This is a genomic window from Desulfitobacterium hafniense DCB-2 (assembly GCF_000021925.1).
GTDB lineage: Bacteria > Bacillota > Desulfitobacteriia > Desulfitobacteriales > Desulfitobacteriaceae > Desulfitobacterium > Desulfitobacterium hafniense.
This window is the reverse complement of record NC_011830.1, coordinates 99,416-115,788: the sequence shown is the minus strand read 5'-3', so window position 1 is coordinate 115,788 and position 16,373 is coordinate 99,416. Positions and strand designations below refer to the sequence as shown.

The 16,373-nt window shown below is 47.0% G+C and carries 15 protein-coding genes; 2 read left to right on the top strand and 13 right to left on the bottom strand.

Translation table 11 applies throughout. The features are described 5' to 3' along the window. Positions 1–7: 7 nt before the first annotated feature. Together DHAF_RS00575 and DHAF_RS00570 are read right to left on the bottom strand one after the other, a co-directional pair. The gene (locus DHAF_RS00575; RefSeq protein ID WP_015942578.1) at positions 8–946 is read right to left on the bottom strand and encodes an NHLP bacteriocin system secretion protein; all 939 of its coding nucleotides are present in this window, start codon (positions 944–946) and stop codon (positions 8–10) included. A gap of 15 nt (positions 947–961) precedes the next feature. After that, positions 962–2,104, bottom strand: coding sequence for an ABC transporter substrate-binding protein (locus tag DHAF_RS00570; protein WP_015942577.1), 1,143 nt, complete (start codon positions 2,102–2,104; stop codon positions 962–964). Between the two features lie 206 nt (positions 2,105–2,310). Between DHAF_RS00570 and nlpM the strand changes: the two genes are divergently transcribed. Next, a complete protein-coding gene (nlpM, locus tag DHAF_RS00565; RefSeq protein WP_015942576.1) occupies positions 2,311–3,708 on the top strand; it encodes a nif11-like peptide radical SAM maturase in 1,398 nt (465 codons plus the stop codon). A gap of 68 nt (positions 3,709–3,776) precedes the next feature. On the opposite strand, the gene DHAF_RS00560 is transcribed toward nlpM, so the two are convergent. The 7 genes from DHAF_RS00560 to DHAF_RS00530 form a co-directional block, all read right to left on the bottom strand. Further along, complete coding sequence (locus DHAF_RS00560; protein WP_015942575.1) at positions 3,777–4,019, bottom strand: Nif11-like leader peptide family natural product precursor; 243 nt, start codon at positions 4,017–4,019, stop codon at positions 3,777–3,779. Between the two features lie 119 nt (positions 4,020–4,138). Further along, a complete protein-coding gene (locus DHAF_RS00555) occupies positions 4,139–4,513 on the bottom strand; it encodes a hypothetical protein (protein ID WP_015942574.1) in 375 nt (124 codons plus the stop codon). Then, positions 4,506–5,108 (bottom strand): sigma-70 family RNA polymerase sigma factor, encoded by a 603-nt coding sequence (locus DHAF_RS00550; RefSeq protein WP_015942573.1) that lies wholly within the window; start codon positions 5,106–5,108, stop codon positions 4,506–4,508. The genes DHAF_RS00555 and DHAF_RS00550 overlap by 8 nt, the downstream gene beginning before the upstream one ends. 138 nt (positions 5,109–5,246) lie before the next feature. After that, a complete protein-coding gene (locus DHAF_RS00545) occupies positions 5,247–8,162 on the bottom strand; it encodes an AfsR/SARP family transcriptional regulator (protein WP_041271905.1) in 2,916 nt (971 codons plus the stop codon). 189 nt (positions 8,163–8,351) lie between these two features. Then, a complete protein-coding gene (locus DHAF_RS00540) occupies positions 8,352–8,981 on the bottom strand; it encodes a DUF4276 family protein (RefSeq protein ID WP_015942571.1) in 630 nt (209 codons plus the stop codon). Then, complete coding sequence (locus DHAF_RS00535) at positions 8,975–10,165, bottom strand: AAA family ATPase (protein ID WP_005814928.1); 1,191 nt, start codon at positions 10,163–10,165, stop codon at positions 8,975–8,977. Before DHAF_RS00535 ends, DHAF_RS00540 begins: the two co-directional genes overlap by 7 nt. A gap of 158 nt (positions 10,166–10,323) precedes the next feature. After that, on the bottom strand, positions 10,324–11,334 hold the full coding sequence (locus DHAF_RS00530; protein WP_005814930.1) for a DUF7309 domain-containing protein: 1,011 nt from the start codon (positions 11,332–11,334) through the stop codon (positions 10,324–10,326). Positions 11,335–11,622: 288 nt separating this feature from the next. On the opposite strand from DHAF_RS00530, the gene DHAF_RS00525 reads away from it, so the two are divergent. Next, positions 11,623–11,898 carry a metal-sensing transcriptional repressor gene (locus tag DHAF_RS00525; protein ID WP_011458924.1) on the top strand — a complete coding sequence of 92 codons (276 nt, stop codon included), beginning with the start codon at positions 11,623–11,625 and terminating at the stop codon, positions 11,896–11,898. A 123-nt stretch (positions 11,899–12,021) separates the two neighbouring features. Here DHAF_RS00525 and DHAF_RS00520 read toward each other — a convergent pair whose 3' ends face one another. The 4 genes from DHAF_RS00520 to DHAF_RS00505 are packed head-to-tail and all read right to left on the bottom strand — an operon-like array spanning position 12,022 to position 16,260. Continuing rightward, positions 12,022–12,708, bottom strand: a complete 687-nt coding sequence (locus DHAF_RS00520; protein ID WP_015942569.1) for a response regulator — start codon at positions 12,706–12,708, stop codon at positions 12,022–12,024. A gap of 53 nt (positions 12,709–12,761) precedes the next feature. Continuing rightward, the gene (locus DHAF_RS00515; RefSeq protein WP_015942568.1) at positions 12,762–15,119 is read right to left on the bottom strand and encodes a sensor histidine kinase; all 2,358 of its coding nucleotides are present in this window, start codon (positions 15,117–15,119) and stop codon (positions 12,762–12,764) included. Continuing rightward, positions 15,100–16,056, bottom strand: coding sequence for a polyprenyl synthetase family protein (locus DHAF_RS00510; protein ID WP_005814937.1), 957 nt, complete (start codon positions 16,054–16,056; stop codon positions 15,100–15,102). The genes DHAF_RS00515 and DHAF_RS00510 overlap by 20 nt, the downstream gene beginning before the upstream one ends. Positions 16,057–16,062: 6 nt before the next feature. Beyond that, a complete protein-coding gene (locus DHAF_RS00505; protein ID WP_015942567.1) occupies positions 16,063–16,260 on the bottom strand; it encodes a hypothetical protein in 198 nt (65 codons plus the stop codon). Positions 16,261–16,373 lie beyond the last annotated feature (113 nt).

The window sequence follows — 16,373 nt, the reverse complement described above, 5'->3', positions numbered from 1 at the left end:
TTACCTCTTAAAAGGGGATAACTTTGTGAATGGGTTTCTCCCGCTGGGTGATAATTTCCGTGGTGATAATGGTCCCACTCTGAAAGGACATCGGCGGTCCCAGAGGTGATGACCAGCGATAGCCGCTCTCGGTAGCGCTGTCCGGAACCAGATCGATCTTCACCAGTAAAGGGGCACCCTGTCCGGCTAAAAAGGTGACCAGGCTCTCATTGCCCAGGGTCTGCATCATACTTTGGGCAGTTGCCGGATACTCCGCTACCGTATTCACCCGCCCTAACAAGTAGCCGTACTCCTCTTTATTGACCGTGGTCGGAGAAATCTGACATTCCATGCCGGGACGGAGCAGTCCACCCTGCTCGGCCGGAACATAAACTATAGCCTCCAGCTTGACTGTATCACCATACTGTTCAAGGGTTGCCAAGGTATCCCCTGGTTTGACGATACTTCCCTTGCTAATATTTAACTCCAGGATACGTCCATCAACTTCTGACACAACCTGAGTCTGGTAGACTAATTCACTGCGCAGCTGCCGTATCTGTTCTTCGATACCAGCCAAGGCCGGCTCCCCGCCTTGACCATCCTTATCCATGGCGGCCTGGCTGCCTAAGAGTCCCTTGATTTGAGCGACCAGCTCCGGTTGCTCAATCCTGGCAATGACATCCCCTTGCCTGACCTCCTGCCCAACCTTTACCCGGATATCACTGATCTGACCGGAAGCGTGATGCTGGAGGGAAAACACGCCCCCATTATTCAGGAGTATGCCCTGTCCCTGAATCTTCGTGGGAATGCTCCCTAATAGTCCCCAGACGACCCCGCTCATAAGAATCAGGCCTATAGCCAGCAAGGCCAGCCAAGCCTTAGGTGAAGTTACCTGAATCCGCTGATCGAGCTGCTCAGGAGAGGACAGCCTTGTCAAAGAAACGTCACGAAATAACCCTTGCCTCACCCATCTGCACCTCCCCTAATGCCCAAGATACTCAAACCGTCCGTCCTTCATCTTCTTCAGCACTACCAAATCGCCAATGTCATCCCCCCGTCCGTCGAACCGGTGCATTCCCATCACACCTTCCCATGGTCCCAGGTCCCTTAACCCTTGGGCAAGTGTAGCAGGGTGGGTCAGATCGGACTTTTCCAAAGCCTCTGCCAACAGGATGACCGCATCATAGCCTGCTGCCGCATAGGAGGTGGGTGGTTGCCCATATTCCCTCCGGAAGGCTTCCACAAAATCCTGGGTCCTGGAATCCGGACGCTGGGGGTTAAAAAAAGAACCCACCAGTAATCCCTCCGCCGTCATCCCGATATTCTCAATGTCTTCGGTCAGGGAAAGGGCGTCCCATGAATTACCGGCAATTAAAGGAACCTCAATGCCCACACTTTTAGCATCCACCAAAAATTCAGTTCCTCCTCCAGTCGCGGTCTTAGCAATAAATATCCCATCCATACCAAAGGCTTGCCATTTATCATACAAGCGTTCCAGATCCTTTAGATTGCCATAGTAGTTAAAGCGATCGACGATCGTTATTCCTTGGGCACGGGCATAATCTTCAAAGGCATTGGCCAAACCATTGCCGTATGAATCATCAGTGTAATAAATGACCATCCGCTCATGACCCTGCTCTGCAAGATAAATCGCCAGTTGCCGGGCAATCTCCTGATCAGAGGGAATATTGCGAAAGACATGAATATACCCGTGATCAGTCAGGTCAGGTGAAGTCGAAGCCGGGGATAACATGACCAATCCTGCTTGATCATAAATCGAAGCCGCTGGAATCGAGATAAAAGAATTGCGATGACCAATCACAGCCTGAATCCCTGCATTGTCCGCGAAAGCTTGAGCGATGGCCAGCCCCTTTTCCAGCTCTGCTTCGTCATCAGCCTTGACCAGGCTCAGCTTGCGTCCCTGTACACCACCCTGCTCGTTAATCTCCTGAACGGCCAGCTCAAGACCCTCGGCAAATAAATCATCAAGAGAGGCAAAGGGCCAGGCAACACCGATGAAGATTTCCTCACTTGGGTTGACTTGGGTACATCCCAGAGGCCATAGGCTGAGCCCTAAAATGAAGATCATCGCCAGAGACTTCTTGATCACCCTGCTTTTCAACATATCTACACCTTGCTCTCCAAATTATCTCTTTTGTATCAGCCTAAAAAGTCCGGAAGGATTTAACTTATCTTCATCTACTTAATACGTCAGATCTGATCATCCATTACAGTGTTCTTTGCTATGAAAGCAGTTCGATCCTTGTGTTCTGTAATGCTCCTGCCCTTTTTGCGTATAAACTAATAAATGGACTTTAGGGAGAGAACTGCATGAGCAAAAAAGAAGTTAGTCCCTTTCACCTGTTTGAATATCGGGGCCATCCTTATCTGCTGAATATCGAGAAGATGGCGGCCCATTCAGTGAGCACGGAGCTTTTGCCAATCCTGCATAATATCCGGGAGCCACAAACAAAGCTTCCGGCAGATCAGGAAAAAATCCTCAGGTCGTGGGACCTGATTAGCGAATGCCAGGACAATGATGCACCTGCTGTGCAGATGGAACCTGTGCCCATCACTTATCTGTACCTTTTCCTCACCCAATCCTGTAATCTGCGCTGTATTTACTGCTATGGCGATGGGGGTGAATATGGAGCCGGCGGCAGTATGGACTCCGCCACCGCCAAACAAGCTGTGGATTGGCTGATCGCCTGGTCGGGAAACATGAAAAAAATCCACTTGGGTTTCTTTGGCGGCGAACCTTTTATTAATTTCCCGCTGATGAAAGCCACAGTGGACTATGCCCAAAGCAAAGCCCAGGAAGCCCACAAGGAAGTGGCCTTCTATGTGACGACCAACGCTACCTTATTGGATGACGAAAAAATTGCCTTTATCAAAGAGCATCAATTTTCCGTACAGATCAGCTTTGATGGACCCAAGGAAATCCAGGATGCCCAACGTCCCTATGCCAACGGTCAGGGTTCCTATGACTCGGTTGTGCCGAAGATCAAAAAATTACTGGCCTGCGTTCCTGAAGCTTCCGGACATGGGGTTCTTTGGGGTGATACAAATCCTCAACTTGTCAAAGCGACCCTGCAGGACTTAGGCTTTACCTCCATAACCCTGGCCCCAGCCTCCTCTTCTCTCTTCGCTGATGAGTCTGAAAGAAACCCAAGCAGCCGCAAAACTCAAGCACAGCTTCAGGCTTTAGAGCAGGAAACAGCAGCCTGGCTGCACCATCTGCGGAGCAGGGACAAGGACATCCTCCGCGGTTTAAGAGCAAGCAGCGGGGGATATGGGATTTATCCCGGTATGATCGCCCTGCTGCACAATCGCCGTAAATACCATTTTTGTGGTATCGGCCGCAAGATGGTCGGTGTATCTGTAACCGGAGATATCTATCCCTGTCACCGCTTTGTAGGTAACGATGATTATAAACTGGGACATGTGGGCGATGAGAACTTCAACCGGGATGATTATCTCCAAAGTCCTCCAGCCCTTCGGGCAAACTGTGCCTCCTGCTTTGCCCGCTATTATTGTGCAGGCGGCTGCCTGCATGATAACCTCAGCTCCAGCGGCTCCTCACATGTTCCCTCCGAAGCGATCTGCCGTCTCAGACGCCGTGAATTGGAACTGGCAGCCGTCATCGTGTCAAACCTCAGCTCTGATGACCAGGCTTTTTTGGTCAATGAACGGATTATTGCTCCCAAGCCCTGTCCGCTGGATTTTTAAACATCATACATGAAAGGAAAGTCGTCCAGAGAACGACTTTCCTTTTTAAATTGGGTATTTTCAGAAGGTTACCAGATCAGTTCCTTCATGCCGCAAGTGTCCACAAGGCAAGATCCCCCGGCAACAGCATCCAACTCACTGTCACTCATTTCCTCGCCAAGCTCCTTTAATTCGGCAGCGCTAAAATCGAAGCCTTCCTCTTTGACCAGTGCCCGGCGCTCTTCCGCGTCCTTGGCTGCCATAACTTTCTTGGCAAAGTCCTGATCGGTTTTCATTTTCTCCATGAAAGCTTTTGCGGATTCGATACTCATTTTTCATTCCCTCCTATTAGTTGTGCACCCTGTACACAGATTAGCTTCTTCAACGGTTAATACGTTTTGCTCCGGATAGTATTACAACTGATCATGACATAACTTTTCGTCTTCAGCGATTACAATTTACAGTTCGGACATTCCCGATCCCCGGTACTATTTCCTAACCTTGAACCACATCTGGGACATTTCTGCCACCCCAGCTGCTGAGAAAAACCTGCTGCAACATACTCCAAATCCTCTTCAGCTAATTCTTCATCTCTACTGAATTCCCTTAAGCCAACCGGATTGACCTGGCCTAATTGAGCTAAGATCTTCTCTTTTAAGCTATCGCGCAGCTTGCTGTTTGAGCTTAAATCATGGGTCAGTATAGTTTCGGCTAAGAATAAAAGCTTTCTGATCTCAGGCTCCTCCACCACACCCAGGTCTTTTTCTCCGGCAATCAGCCGCTCCAGATAAGTCAAATAAATCTCTGCCTGTTGTTTTTCATTCATAGATACACATCCCTTGGCTTGCCAGGATTAGGCGCAGCTGCCGCATGGCCCGGAAGAGGATGACACCTGTATTGCTTTCGCTGATGCCAACAAGCTTGGCGATCTCACGATTGCTTAAATCACTCCAGAACTTTAACGCAATGATCTCCTGCTCACGTTGGCTTAAAGAAGCAATGGCCTTGAGGAGATGGTGCTGGAGCTCATTTAATTCCACAATTTCTACCGGTTCCGGCTCACGGGCCACGATATCTCTTGTATAGCCATCAAGGGAAATATTATGTACTCCCTTGCGGCTGCGATAGTAATCGGTAATGGTGTTACGAGCAATGCGAAAAAGCCAGACAGAAAAAGGAGCTTTGTTCTCTTGGTAAGAGTGACTTTTGGTAAACACTTTCTCAAGGATTTGGCTGACCAGATCTTCGGCATCATGATAATCTGCCACCCGATAATGCACATAATTATTAATCCGGGGAAAGTAAACATTGTATAGTTCCGTAAAGGATGTCTCATCCTTTTGAGCAAGTCCAATCAACTCTCTTTTTTCCACTTGAGTGACTATGGTCGCTCCCCCCTTTGCCAGGATACTTTTGTTCATAGCCCGATTATAAAAACCTGACTACCACCAAAAGTGCCACCATATCTTTTGCTTTTCTTTAGTGGAAAAAGCGTTGTCAGGCTGGGACATAAAAAGGAGGAAAACCAAATCTTTGGTCTTCCTCTTCGGGTCACACTTCTAATGTCCCATCTGCGCACACCGCCGTGTCAATTCCCTGGCCTTTGACTTATCTCCTGATTCGGCATAGCCCTCCTGAAGGACCACCGCTGCACTAAGAAAGAGTTCCTCAAGACGGAGCCTCGTGCTTTCCGCCCATAGTGCCTCTAAGTCACCCAGATAGCGGCCGGTGTAGTGTTCCACAACCTTTTGGGCGTTGATAAAGCTTGGCTGCCGCGCAAAGCCAGCCGCCGCCTGCCGGAGGGCATCGAGATCACAACTAATCTCAGCCATCTCCAAACGGTACACACCCCGCTCATACAAGATCGGGTTACCGGCCCCTGCACTCTCAAAAGCCCGCTTGATCTCACCCCGGCGGGTATGAAATAAACTGGTGACATTCGCCTCGCTGTCCCACCACAAGTCATCGAAAATGCGTTCTTTACTCACTCCTTCACGATGCTCCAATAGATAAGCCAAAAGCTCACGGGCTTTCTGGGTGCGTATCTTAATCGGGCTCTTCCGCTCATGGGCAGGGGCTATGTAAAAGGTCCCCAGGGTGTTGATATAAACCCTGACACTGGCATATCCTCCATAGTCGAGCAGCTCACGGGTATAGTCAGGCATAATGCCTGCCTCGGCCGCTTGCTTCAAGACATCTGCAAAAAGCGGCTTAAAACGAATATAGTAGCGGTGGTCATATTGGCAGGAAAGTTCCAGAAAGCGCTGGGTATAGCTCCGGGCCTGCTCTTCGTCACCTTCTTCCAAATAGATGGATGCCAGCTTGCCATACGCAAGGGTCGCGTAAGCATAGCAGCCGATTTCCTCCCCAATGGCGATGGATTTCCGGTAGTATTCTATAGATTGCTCCCTATTCTTTTGATGCACCTGCAGGGCATTCGCCATCCGTCCATAGGCCACAGTCTGAAAAAAGGGTGTGGTATCTTGAATAAGCGTCAGTATCCCTGCCGTAATTTCCTCAGCTTTCTCCGGCTGTTTAAAGATTTCCGCACAATCCTTCCATATCTTCACAAATAGCCAGTGCTCCCGGGTGCTGCGGTTCAATAGAGCATAGTCCTCTGCCATATTCAGATAGCGGTCGGCGGCTGAAAAATCAGCGGCTTTTCCCAGGTAATATTTTAATTGCTCTGCAGTATTAAGGGTTTCGGCATACAACAGATAATTGATGCTGAATTCCTCATGAAGCCCCAATTGGCGCATCCGGTAAAGCTCCGCATCCAGCAAGGGGCGAGCCTTGTCTTCCTGCCCGGCAATCTGATAAGCCTTAGCCGCATAAACCCCCACACCGTGGCGCATCAGCTGATCCTGCTCTTCCTGTGGAATAGCCAGGGATTTTTCATAAGCCTGCAAGCAGTTTTTATAATCTCCTTTGTAAAAATAAACCACCGTGAGATAGCGCTCAAACCAGCCCTTAATTCTTAAATCGCCATTCACTAAGCATTTATTCATCATAGCTATCGTTAAAGCCAAGGCTTCGGTCAGTTGGGAGGTGAGGGTCAGGTTGTGAATCTTTTCAATGACCACACCATACCAAGCTGCCATGGGTGCGCCTTCCAGCAGAGGGAGCAGGCTATCCAAACAGGCAGTGCTTTCAGGGAAGGAAGCCCGGTTGCGCTTCACTCTTGCCAAATGGGTCATGGCCAGTATATAGAGATCCTGCTCATCACTTTTTAACTGGGGCATAACAACCTTCAAATATTTTTCTGCTTGGTAAAAATCACCGCCATCAGAAAGGTAAATTCCTTTGACCAGTTGAACCCTTGGCGTCAGTTCAACGTGGCGAGCCTCGAGAAAATCGAAATATCTTTTCAGGTTTCTGCTGCTCCCCTTAGTGAAGAATTCCCCGGCCATAGCACTGAGGCAGGCGTGAACTATTTTCTCATCTTCTACCAGAAGGGCGTATTCAGCAGCCCGCCCATAATCTCCGCTCCCATAGCAGCTGTCCTTAGCTTTATGCAGGATCTCCCATCCTCTGCCCTCATCATTTTGTTGTAAAAAATTGCGGAATAAGGTGTGGTAGCGATAGGAGGTCGTTGAAGTTCGCAAAATGAAGAGATTCCGATGCATCAGTTCTTCGAGGATCTTTTGTGAATGTTTGATATTCAGCAAATAGTTGCACCCTTGAACTTCCAGCTCCGGAAGCCGGGAAGTAGCTTTCAGGAAATCCCGGGTTTCCTCTGTGATTCCCATGAATATCTCATTAAATAGATAACGGCTGACATCACGATCGGCATCAAGCCTGGCCAGAGAGAACTCTTTGTTCCCCTCTGCAGCCAAACGGTAGGATTGGATGGCTAAGGTCCATCCCTCAGTGGCGGAATAGGCCGCCTCATCAAAAAAACCCCATAGCCTTTCCGCTTCCTCCTGGTTGAAGCACAGATCCTTTTTAGTCAGCTCCACAACCTCACCGGCTATCTTTAAGCGAAAAAGGCTGCTCCACAATTCATGGCGGCTGGCCATAATCAAGGTAAGATTAGGGGGACTGCTCTTTACCCATTCTGTGAGCAGATCTGTCAACTGATGATGGGTAATAACATGAACATCATCGAAAATAATGGTCAGCACGCTGCTGCCAATCGCCTTCAGCAACGCAGAAAGAACAACCGCAGCAAAAGTATCGCTCCCCGCGAAAGGAATATAGTCTGTGGCATGAAATTCAAACTGTATCAGCTTCTCTTTTAGGGAGGATTCCAAATGCTGCAAAAAGAAGATCGGCTCCCGATCCTTACCATCAAGGGCCATCCAGACGACATCGTCACGCCCTTTGGCATATTGCAGCAAAAGGGTCGTCTTACCATAGCCCGCATCGGCATGTATGTAAGTAAGCTGAGTGCCGGGGAGGGCAATCTTATCCAGCAAACGGGGGCGTTGAAGAAGTGCCTCAGTAGCTTTTGGCCTTATGTTCCTCAACCTCATTCCCCCTTCCGATTGTCATACTATTATTAAAACTCTAACCATTAATTAGCGCTCACTTGCTGAAATCCTTCTCACTTATGCTTCACCATACCAAAAATGATAAAGTGCGTTTCCTGAGCTACGGAAACGCACTTTTATTATCTCTATCTTCATTTCAAGCAACACTATCGTTCCGTATTTCAAAAAGATTTACAATACTTTATCTAATTCTTCATGTAACCTATTAACAGAGGGAAAAGCGATCTTAACTTTTTGGGGATCGACTTTCTCCAATAGTTTAAATGAATGAGCAGCTTTTCCGTACTTACCCTTATAACTGCTTCCGCTGGCATTCTTTAGGCCATCTAATATATCAGTTTTACTGATATCCTCGATGTTAGATCCCCTTGGTAAGCTTCCTTCTCTAAATCCATTACCAAAAAATTCTCGGAGAGCATCAATATCGGCTAAAAACCAACTTTCCATGCATTGAATCATTAGATGGATCTGCTCATCCTGAGCATTTCGGGGCATATTCCAACTCTCATGGGTCCTTAAGTATTGTCCAGGCCTATTGCAAAAAGCTGCGTCAACAGGTCCCTCGCTATCAACAAGCAAAAAGGCTAGTTCTCCCGTGCTCTGAGAAGTTTTTAAAGAAAAACAATAATCACGAAAAGCCTCATTTCGTGAACCGCACGCAACAACCCTCGGCATCCGCCCTCGGAATCCTATTTTGTCGAAAAAGCTACTAAAAGCTTTACGGCATTCTCTTTTGAGATGTTCTTGCTCCCCTCCGCCTTCTATATATATCTTGACCGTATTCCTTATACTTCTTACCATCGGGTTCCTCCAATTTCACCTTTGCGCCAAAGTTCACCGAGTGAATACCGCTCAAGCCAGTCTTTAAGTAAATCTTTCTCTAAACGACGAAATCGCGTCATACCTTCATGCTTTTCACAAACCAAAACGGCCTCAGGCATATCAGTCAGCTCATCAACAAGAATTTCAGAATGAGTCGTTACAATCAACTGAGTCATTTTGGAGGCGTCCTTTAATAACTGTCCAATTACCGGAATGATATCTGAATGTATTCCTAATTCCGGCTCCTCTATGCATATCAGAGGCGGTGGGTCAGGATTGCATAAGATTGCTAAAAGGCAAAGAAACCGAAGCGTTCCATCAGAAAGACGAGTGGCTGGAATCATAAATTCCCCTTCCTGTAAGAAGAGCTGAACCGTCCCGCCTTCAACAATAACATCAAAATCATCAATGCCTTCATAAAACTGAGATAATAGATCTAAAACTTTCTTCTTAACCTTATAGTTAGTCCGCAGTTTATTAAGGACGAGGCCTAGATTTGAACAATCTTCCGCTAAGTAATCATTAGGAGCGTCTGCACCTTGGGGTTGCCTCAGTAATGCTTTGCGGCCAAAATTCCATTCCCGATAGATTCTGATAGCTGCAAATTGCTTACCAAGCCAGGTTATTTCCGGATATTGATCAGGATCTTTGCGCTGAGAAAGAATAGATTGTTCAGGATCAATGTCTTCGCGCTTCAGCATTCTTTTTTGATCCTTAATATTATTGATAACTGGATTACCATTTTGATAACGATAATAGAAATAAGGTTCCGAGTGATTTGTATATGGCTCTTTTGTCTCCAGACATTCATCGATAAGTTCAAAACGTTGCTTTAAAGCCGTAAAAGCTAAGTAATACCGTAAATCTTTATTACCATGAGGGGCAGACGGTGTTATCACTTCCATAGAGGCCGTCGGAAGTTCCATGCCTCGCCAAAGCCAGTCGCGAATACCTCCTCCCTTGCGAATCGGAACAGCCAAATCTGATGGTGAAGCCTGAAGAAGACTAATGGCATCAATCAAATTAGATTTGCCTGACCCATTTGGTCCAACCACCACATTTAAACTGTTTAATTGAATATCAGTCGTTTCACTGCCAAAGGATAACAGATTGGCGAGTTTCAATTCTTTAATTAATGGCGAATTAGACTTATCTTTCATCATAGCCCTCCCACTTAAATTCACCTTCAAGCTAACGGGTTATTTCACATCTCGAATGTATGTTTGATTATATTTTATATTATATGGATATCTTTGGCAACGCAAACAAGGGGATCATTAAACTTTTATCCACTCAATGGGCAACGCCTCTGCTTGATGGCTTAAAACGAGAGCAGTTCAAAACTTTCGGCAAAGTCGTCGATGACCTGGAGGCTGCCCTCGATGGCGATAGGAATATCTACTTTCCGGCACAGGTCTGAGAGAAGATGTGCCATTTCCTCATCCCGTACGAATATTTTTTGTGGCCGGCCGGAGTCTTCAATATAATCGATGACCTGACCCAAAACTGCGGCAACCTCATCATCGCCGGGGTCCAAGAATTCCTGGTCAAGGATCATTCCACTGCTGCGGCTGGCCAGTATAAGCAGGATAGGGATTGTGGGCCTGCCGGATTTTGACTCATCGATAAAGGTGTCCAGGAATAGAGTGTCGATCTCCAGTTTCTCCTTCACCTTCTTTTGCCGCTTCAGCCTGGCGGCCATAACTTCATCTTCCAGCACAGGCACCAAATATTGGGGAGAAGGCATAAAGCGCGGCATCGCTGAGGTAAGCCATAACTTCTGCTCCGGATCGAAACAACGGTAAAGGGTCTGCCCTTTTTCGAAGTCTACGGCAATTCCGTGTTCCAAAAAAGCCCTCAGAGCCATAAAAAGCTCCTGGAATACCCGTGTCAATTTCAGAACCTGATCCTCACCTAAGGTATGGGGCGCGTATCCCCGCTCAAAGGCCCGAAAGAAAATCCATTGATTTCTGCCTCGAAATTTTAAGCCCAAGGCTTTGATACGCTCCCGTTCAGCTTTGCTTAATTCGTCCCTGTCGCCGAAGTAGCAGGTCAGATTGTTCTGGTAACGAATCAGTTGTCCGGGCGGGATTTCCCGGTTTTCCGCCAGCCGGTAAAATCCCCTGAGAGCTTCCGGCCCTTCCATTACAGTGATGGCATAACACTCACCGTTACGGCCCATCACGCTGACAAAGAAGGGCTGCTCGTATTCGGGGAGCTCCAGCGTGATCATGTCCATATCCCAAAGATAGTCCCACGGCTGCAAGGAGCCTATCAACCGGGTCACCTCATGTAATTTACGCCACAGTTCCAGGCCGGCTTCTTTTCTCATCGTCGATACCGCTCCTTTTCTATTCTCTATTTTATTCTTTAGCTCTATCCTTTTCTCCTAAAACAACGCTTTCTATCATCATATCATAGGAAATGCCCTTTTTCACTCCGACTTACCTTATCCTGCTGAGCCACTGGCAGGATAAAGTTGAAGCTGATGGTCCCGGAAATTCAATCCATTGCTACGAACTTCCGGGTATCGTGGTACGAGTCACAACCTTGTTGACTATGGCTCCAATGCAGGGTAAAATTATAATTATACCCCTACGGGTATAAAGGAGGCGCTATTATGCGACAGTGTATGGATTTTGATAATCTGCATAGACGATTGAACAAGGTTATAGGACAGATCAAAGCCATTGATAAAATGCTGGAAGAGGATATCCCTTGTGAGGATATTCTAATTCAGATTAATGCAGCTAAAAAGGCTTTGCATAAAGTTGGCCAAGTCGTTTTAGAAGGACATTTAAATCACTGCGTTCGGGAAGGCATCGAGCATGGAGATGCGGATAAAACAATTAATGATTTTGCTAAAGCAGTAGAACATTTTTCAAGATTGACTTAAGATAAATACCACAAGCGTATTGCTGACCGATGACATCCATCATGCCGTAGTACCATCTAAAAAAATCCCCCTGCTTTCACTTTTACCGCAGAGGGATTTTCCTATTATTTTAAATTTAAAAAATTACTCGTCAACATATGCCCAGGATAAGACAGCTTCCAGACGTGTTTTAATCCCAAATTTGAGAAGGATAATCTTCACCTGAAGATGAGCCGCCCGGGCGGTGATTCCTAAGGCTGCGGCAATCTCTCTGTTATGGAGAGGCTTGGTCAGAAGGCTCATAATTTCCTTTTCTCTGGGTGTCAACAGCCTTTTAAGGACTTCGGCAGGCTTCGCGGGGAAATGCAAATCATGGAAATCTATTTCAACCTGGGAAAACGCCAGCGGGCTTGGAGAATAATATACGCCCCCTTTAGACACGCTTAAGACAGCTTGTATCATTTCCTCGACGGCACAGGTTTTCAACAACAGCCCTTCGGCCCCTTTGCGGCTTGCCGCCAGAACATAACCCTCCTGACTTTGTTCCACCATCAGAATAACCTTTAGGGCGGGGTGGGCCGCTTTTATCTTATCCATCAAGTCCAGCCCGCTGATATCCCGAAGATAAAAATCCAATAAAACAACATCCGGCACAGAATGGCGGAGAAAATTCAGACACGAGTCTTCATCCCCGGCAATTCCGATGGTCACTATGCGCGGTTCAGAAGACAGCAACGCCCTGGTCCCTTCTGCAAAGGGCCGGTGGCTGTCCACGATGAGCACATGTATCTGCTCTTCAGTTTCTTGTGATTTTTCCCAATGAACGGACATCCTGCCTCACGCGCCTTTAACCATATTTGGGAGCCCCGATGAGGGTTTCACCATTATGAGAAAACCGGGATAAGCGCTTTGAGCGTTGTTCCGCGGTTTATTCCCGAAATGATCTGAAGTTCCCCGCCCAGGCCCTCAATACGCTCCTTCATTTCAACCAGGCCGAAGTGGGTCCCTGTCAATAGCCAGTTTTCTATCTGGCCGGTGTCAAAGCCCCGGCCGGAATCACTTACGGTCAATTCAAGCCAGGTTTCGTTCAGGGTCATGCGAACCGTTTGCATATTGGAGCGGGAGTGCCGCACTGAGTTCATGATGCCTTCCTGTAAGAAACGATAGGCGGTGACTTCCACATCCTCCTTAAACCGGCTTTGCTGGCCCAGTCTGCTGATTTCCAAGGAAATCAGGGATAATTCTTCAGTCATGATTTCCTGGCACAGCCATTGGACGGCGGGTACCAACCCCAGGTGGGTTAGAATCGGGGGGCCCCAATCATTGGCAATGCAATTGAGCTCATAATTCAGGTCCTCCGCCCGTTCCTGCAGATAAGCAATTACCTTCAGCGTCTTATTGTCGGCGGGGCATTCCTTTTTCAGGTATTTCAGCCACCGGCTCAGGTCCATGCTCCACTGCAAGGGACCGGCGCAGATTTCGTCGGTGAGGCGCTTCCTTTCCCGCTCAACCTTGCGGAACAAAGCGTTGGTGATTCCCTGCAGCTCCATCTTTCTCCGGTACGAACGCCCGGAACTTTTGGTCAGGGCATTTATTTCTTTGGTCAGTTTGCCGATCACCAGCGACATAATGATCTGATACTCCAATTGACCCGCCAACAAGGTAAAAAAAGGCAATTCCGATTGCTCGAATTTGATGCGGGAAGAGCGCCTGCCAAAGAAAATTCCGCAGGTAGAGTCTTGGGCAATAAATGGGACATAAATCCCGGCCGGACAATCATCGGGCAGCATTTTGGCTTCCAGATCAAGCCTTTGATTGTGATAAAAGTAATTCTCCAGCGTCTCCAATTCCCTGGGATGCTCCTTAAAACGTCCTGCTGTTTTTTTCAGACAGCCGATCTGCTCATTCTCCATAATCATAAAAATCCCGTCAATGCCCAGAGTATTAACGATTTCATCCAATATCCGCTCCTCAGCCACAAGCGAGGTCAGATTTTCATTCAGGACGGCCACTTTTTGCTTTAACGTATGCTTGTCTTGAAAAAAGCTGCTTCTTTCCCAAAGCCTAGTGATGCCAATCTGGATTAAATGAAAGCAAAGAATGGACAGCAATGTGAAAAGCAACAAAGCCGTATAGTATTCAAGACGGATGGCGGGTAGGACTTGCAGAAAGAAAAGCGCCAGGAAGACAATAAAGCTCAGGATAGCTGCCGCGCCAATATAAGAGAGGGCAGTTGCATAAAGCCGACGGCTATCCGGCAAATACTTATTAATAATTACATAGTATAGGGAGATCGGGATAGCGGAAATAGATAAAGAACTTACCTGAGAATAAATAAGTTGTTCTAAATTAAAAATTATTGGAAGTGCTGACAATAATACAAAGGGTAAAAAGCCAATCCCCATCCCTAACAAGATAATATAAGCTTCATTTTTTCCCGGTTGATTTTTGGGCAGCTTTATAAGTATCCCTAGATTCCAGAGGGTAAAAAGAATACCAATGACCATATTGGATAATGATAATTTTTTAATCAAGCTTATAAGCTGAACAAAACCCAAGGATTGCAGAATAGTTAAAACCAAAATCAGAATGAATAGAATAGTTGCGATTTTACGACCAAATTTATTTAATTTATTTTGATTGGATACAGGGAAAACTGAAATAAAAATAATAAGAAAAACAGGTGCTAACGAGAACGTGATATGTTCCATTTCTTTAGACAGCAATAAACAACGGCTGGAAGCATGGGCTAAAACGATTGCCAAACCGAACGCCCAGTTCATCCAAAATAAGATGCGTGCCTGTTCCAGAAAAGGACGCTTGTACCAGGTCATAAACCCTAAACACCAAAAAACTAACCCCAGAATAAGCAAAGGAATTTCACTGAGTACTGTCAATAGGACCGGTTGTGGGGTTATTGTCACGGTTTGATCCGTTAACTCACCCGGACTCCGAAATTCAATTGTTGAAGCCCCTTCCGCTGTTTCCCATTTTTGGGCAAAGCGATACTTACCGGCATCTTCTCCGTTTATTTTCAGGATTTCGTCCCCCACCCGGATGCCGGACCGATACCCCTCACCATTAGGATCACTGGTTGCCACCAACCATTGTCCATTGCTGTTCTTGAGGTCAAGGCCGATAAAGGGTTGGGTCAAACAAGCTGCAAAATAGCCCAACCCCAGCACAACAAAAACAAGGCTGGCAATATAATAAATTTGCCGTTTAAACACTTTCTCCAACAAGTTCTTTCATGTTCTCCTTATTTTTTTCGGGAACAGGAATTCCCTCCAAAATTTCCCTCGCTTTTTGGCAATAAATTTCAAACATTACGGTGCAGTAGGGCGCAACTCCTTCTTCAGCTGCCAGTTGTCTGACATATTCCCTTTCTCTATCTCCGAACCCATAGGCTCCTTCGCCATGCCCCTGGGTCAGTTCCTTAAACCGCTCGGCGGCTTCCGCTTTCAGGGTATTTAACAGGTAAACATAAGGCAGGGTCTTTTTGTTGTTCACAAAATCACTTTTTCTGAAAAAATCCAGGAAATCATTTAAATCGTTTCTGATTTGATTCAGGATCCCCAGATTGATCCCAAACTGTTCCAAGCCATGTATTACGGGTTCTTCTGCCCCGCCTAAGATGGCTCCAATTTTACAGGCGCAGGCGGTCAAGCTTCCGGCCTTTTGCCCCGCCATCTCAAAGTATTGCTCAAACGATACCTGCTGTCGGTCGTCATATATAAACTCCCGGAATTGCCCATTGCTGGCGCATATTCCCGTACGGTGCAAAGTAGCCGCAACCTCTCGAAACAGCCTGTTGTCCGGAATAGCAGAAATGGCCTCATCACTGAGCATGAGCAAGCAGATGGCCAGATTGATGGCCTGAGCATCCGGAAGCTGGCGCCAGGGCATATTTTCATTGTCCTGATCCTGCACGTCATCGAAAATATCCAGGGCCAGGGCAAAAAACTCCATTCCAATGGCACCCGGCAACGCGTCTTCCGGATCTCCGCCCGCACATTCACAGCTCATACGCGTTAAGTGGGCCCAGCGGAATAATTCCCCGGTGGGGCTGTCTGCGTTGAGGGAGAGCCGGATCAGCCGTTCCATTTCCGCATCCAGTCGGGCCTTAGCCAATACACTGTCAATTTCTCTGAAGAAAATCTGATCAAGCTGAAGATTCATCAACTTTTATGACCAAAAGCCCATGGGAAGCACACCGATGGCCGCACCATTCCCAGACACTTCATGCCGGGAAAAGACATTTTGAATAACGGAAAACTCATCGGGCTTTATTTTGCTTTCGCCCGACTTTTCCTTTTGTGTCACCAAACACGTAGGATTTTTGACACATTCATGGACCAAATTCGCAATAGCTGCATAATTCATCTTAAAACCCCTTTCTAAATTAAAAAGTAACCTGAAACTTTCCATAGTGCCGCTGAATTACCAAAATATCTTTCAGCTTGATCCTATACTCACTGTATTTCTCTATTTTACTT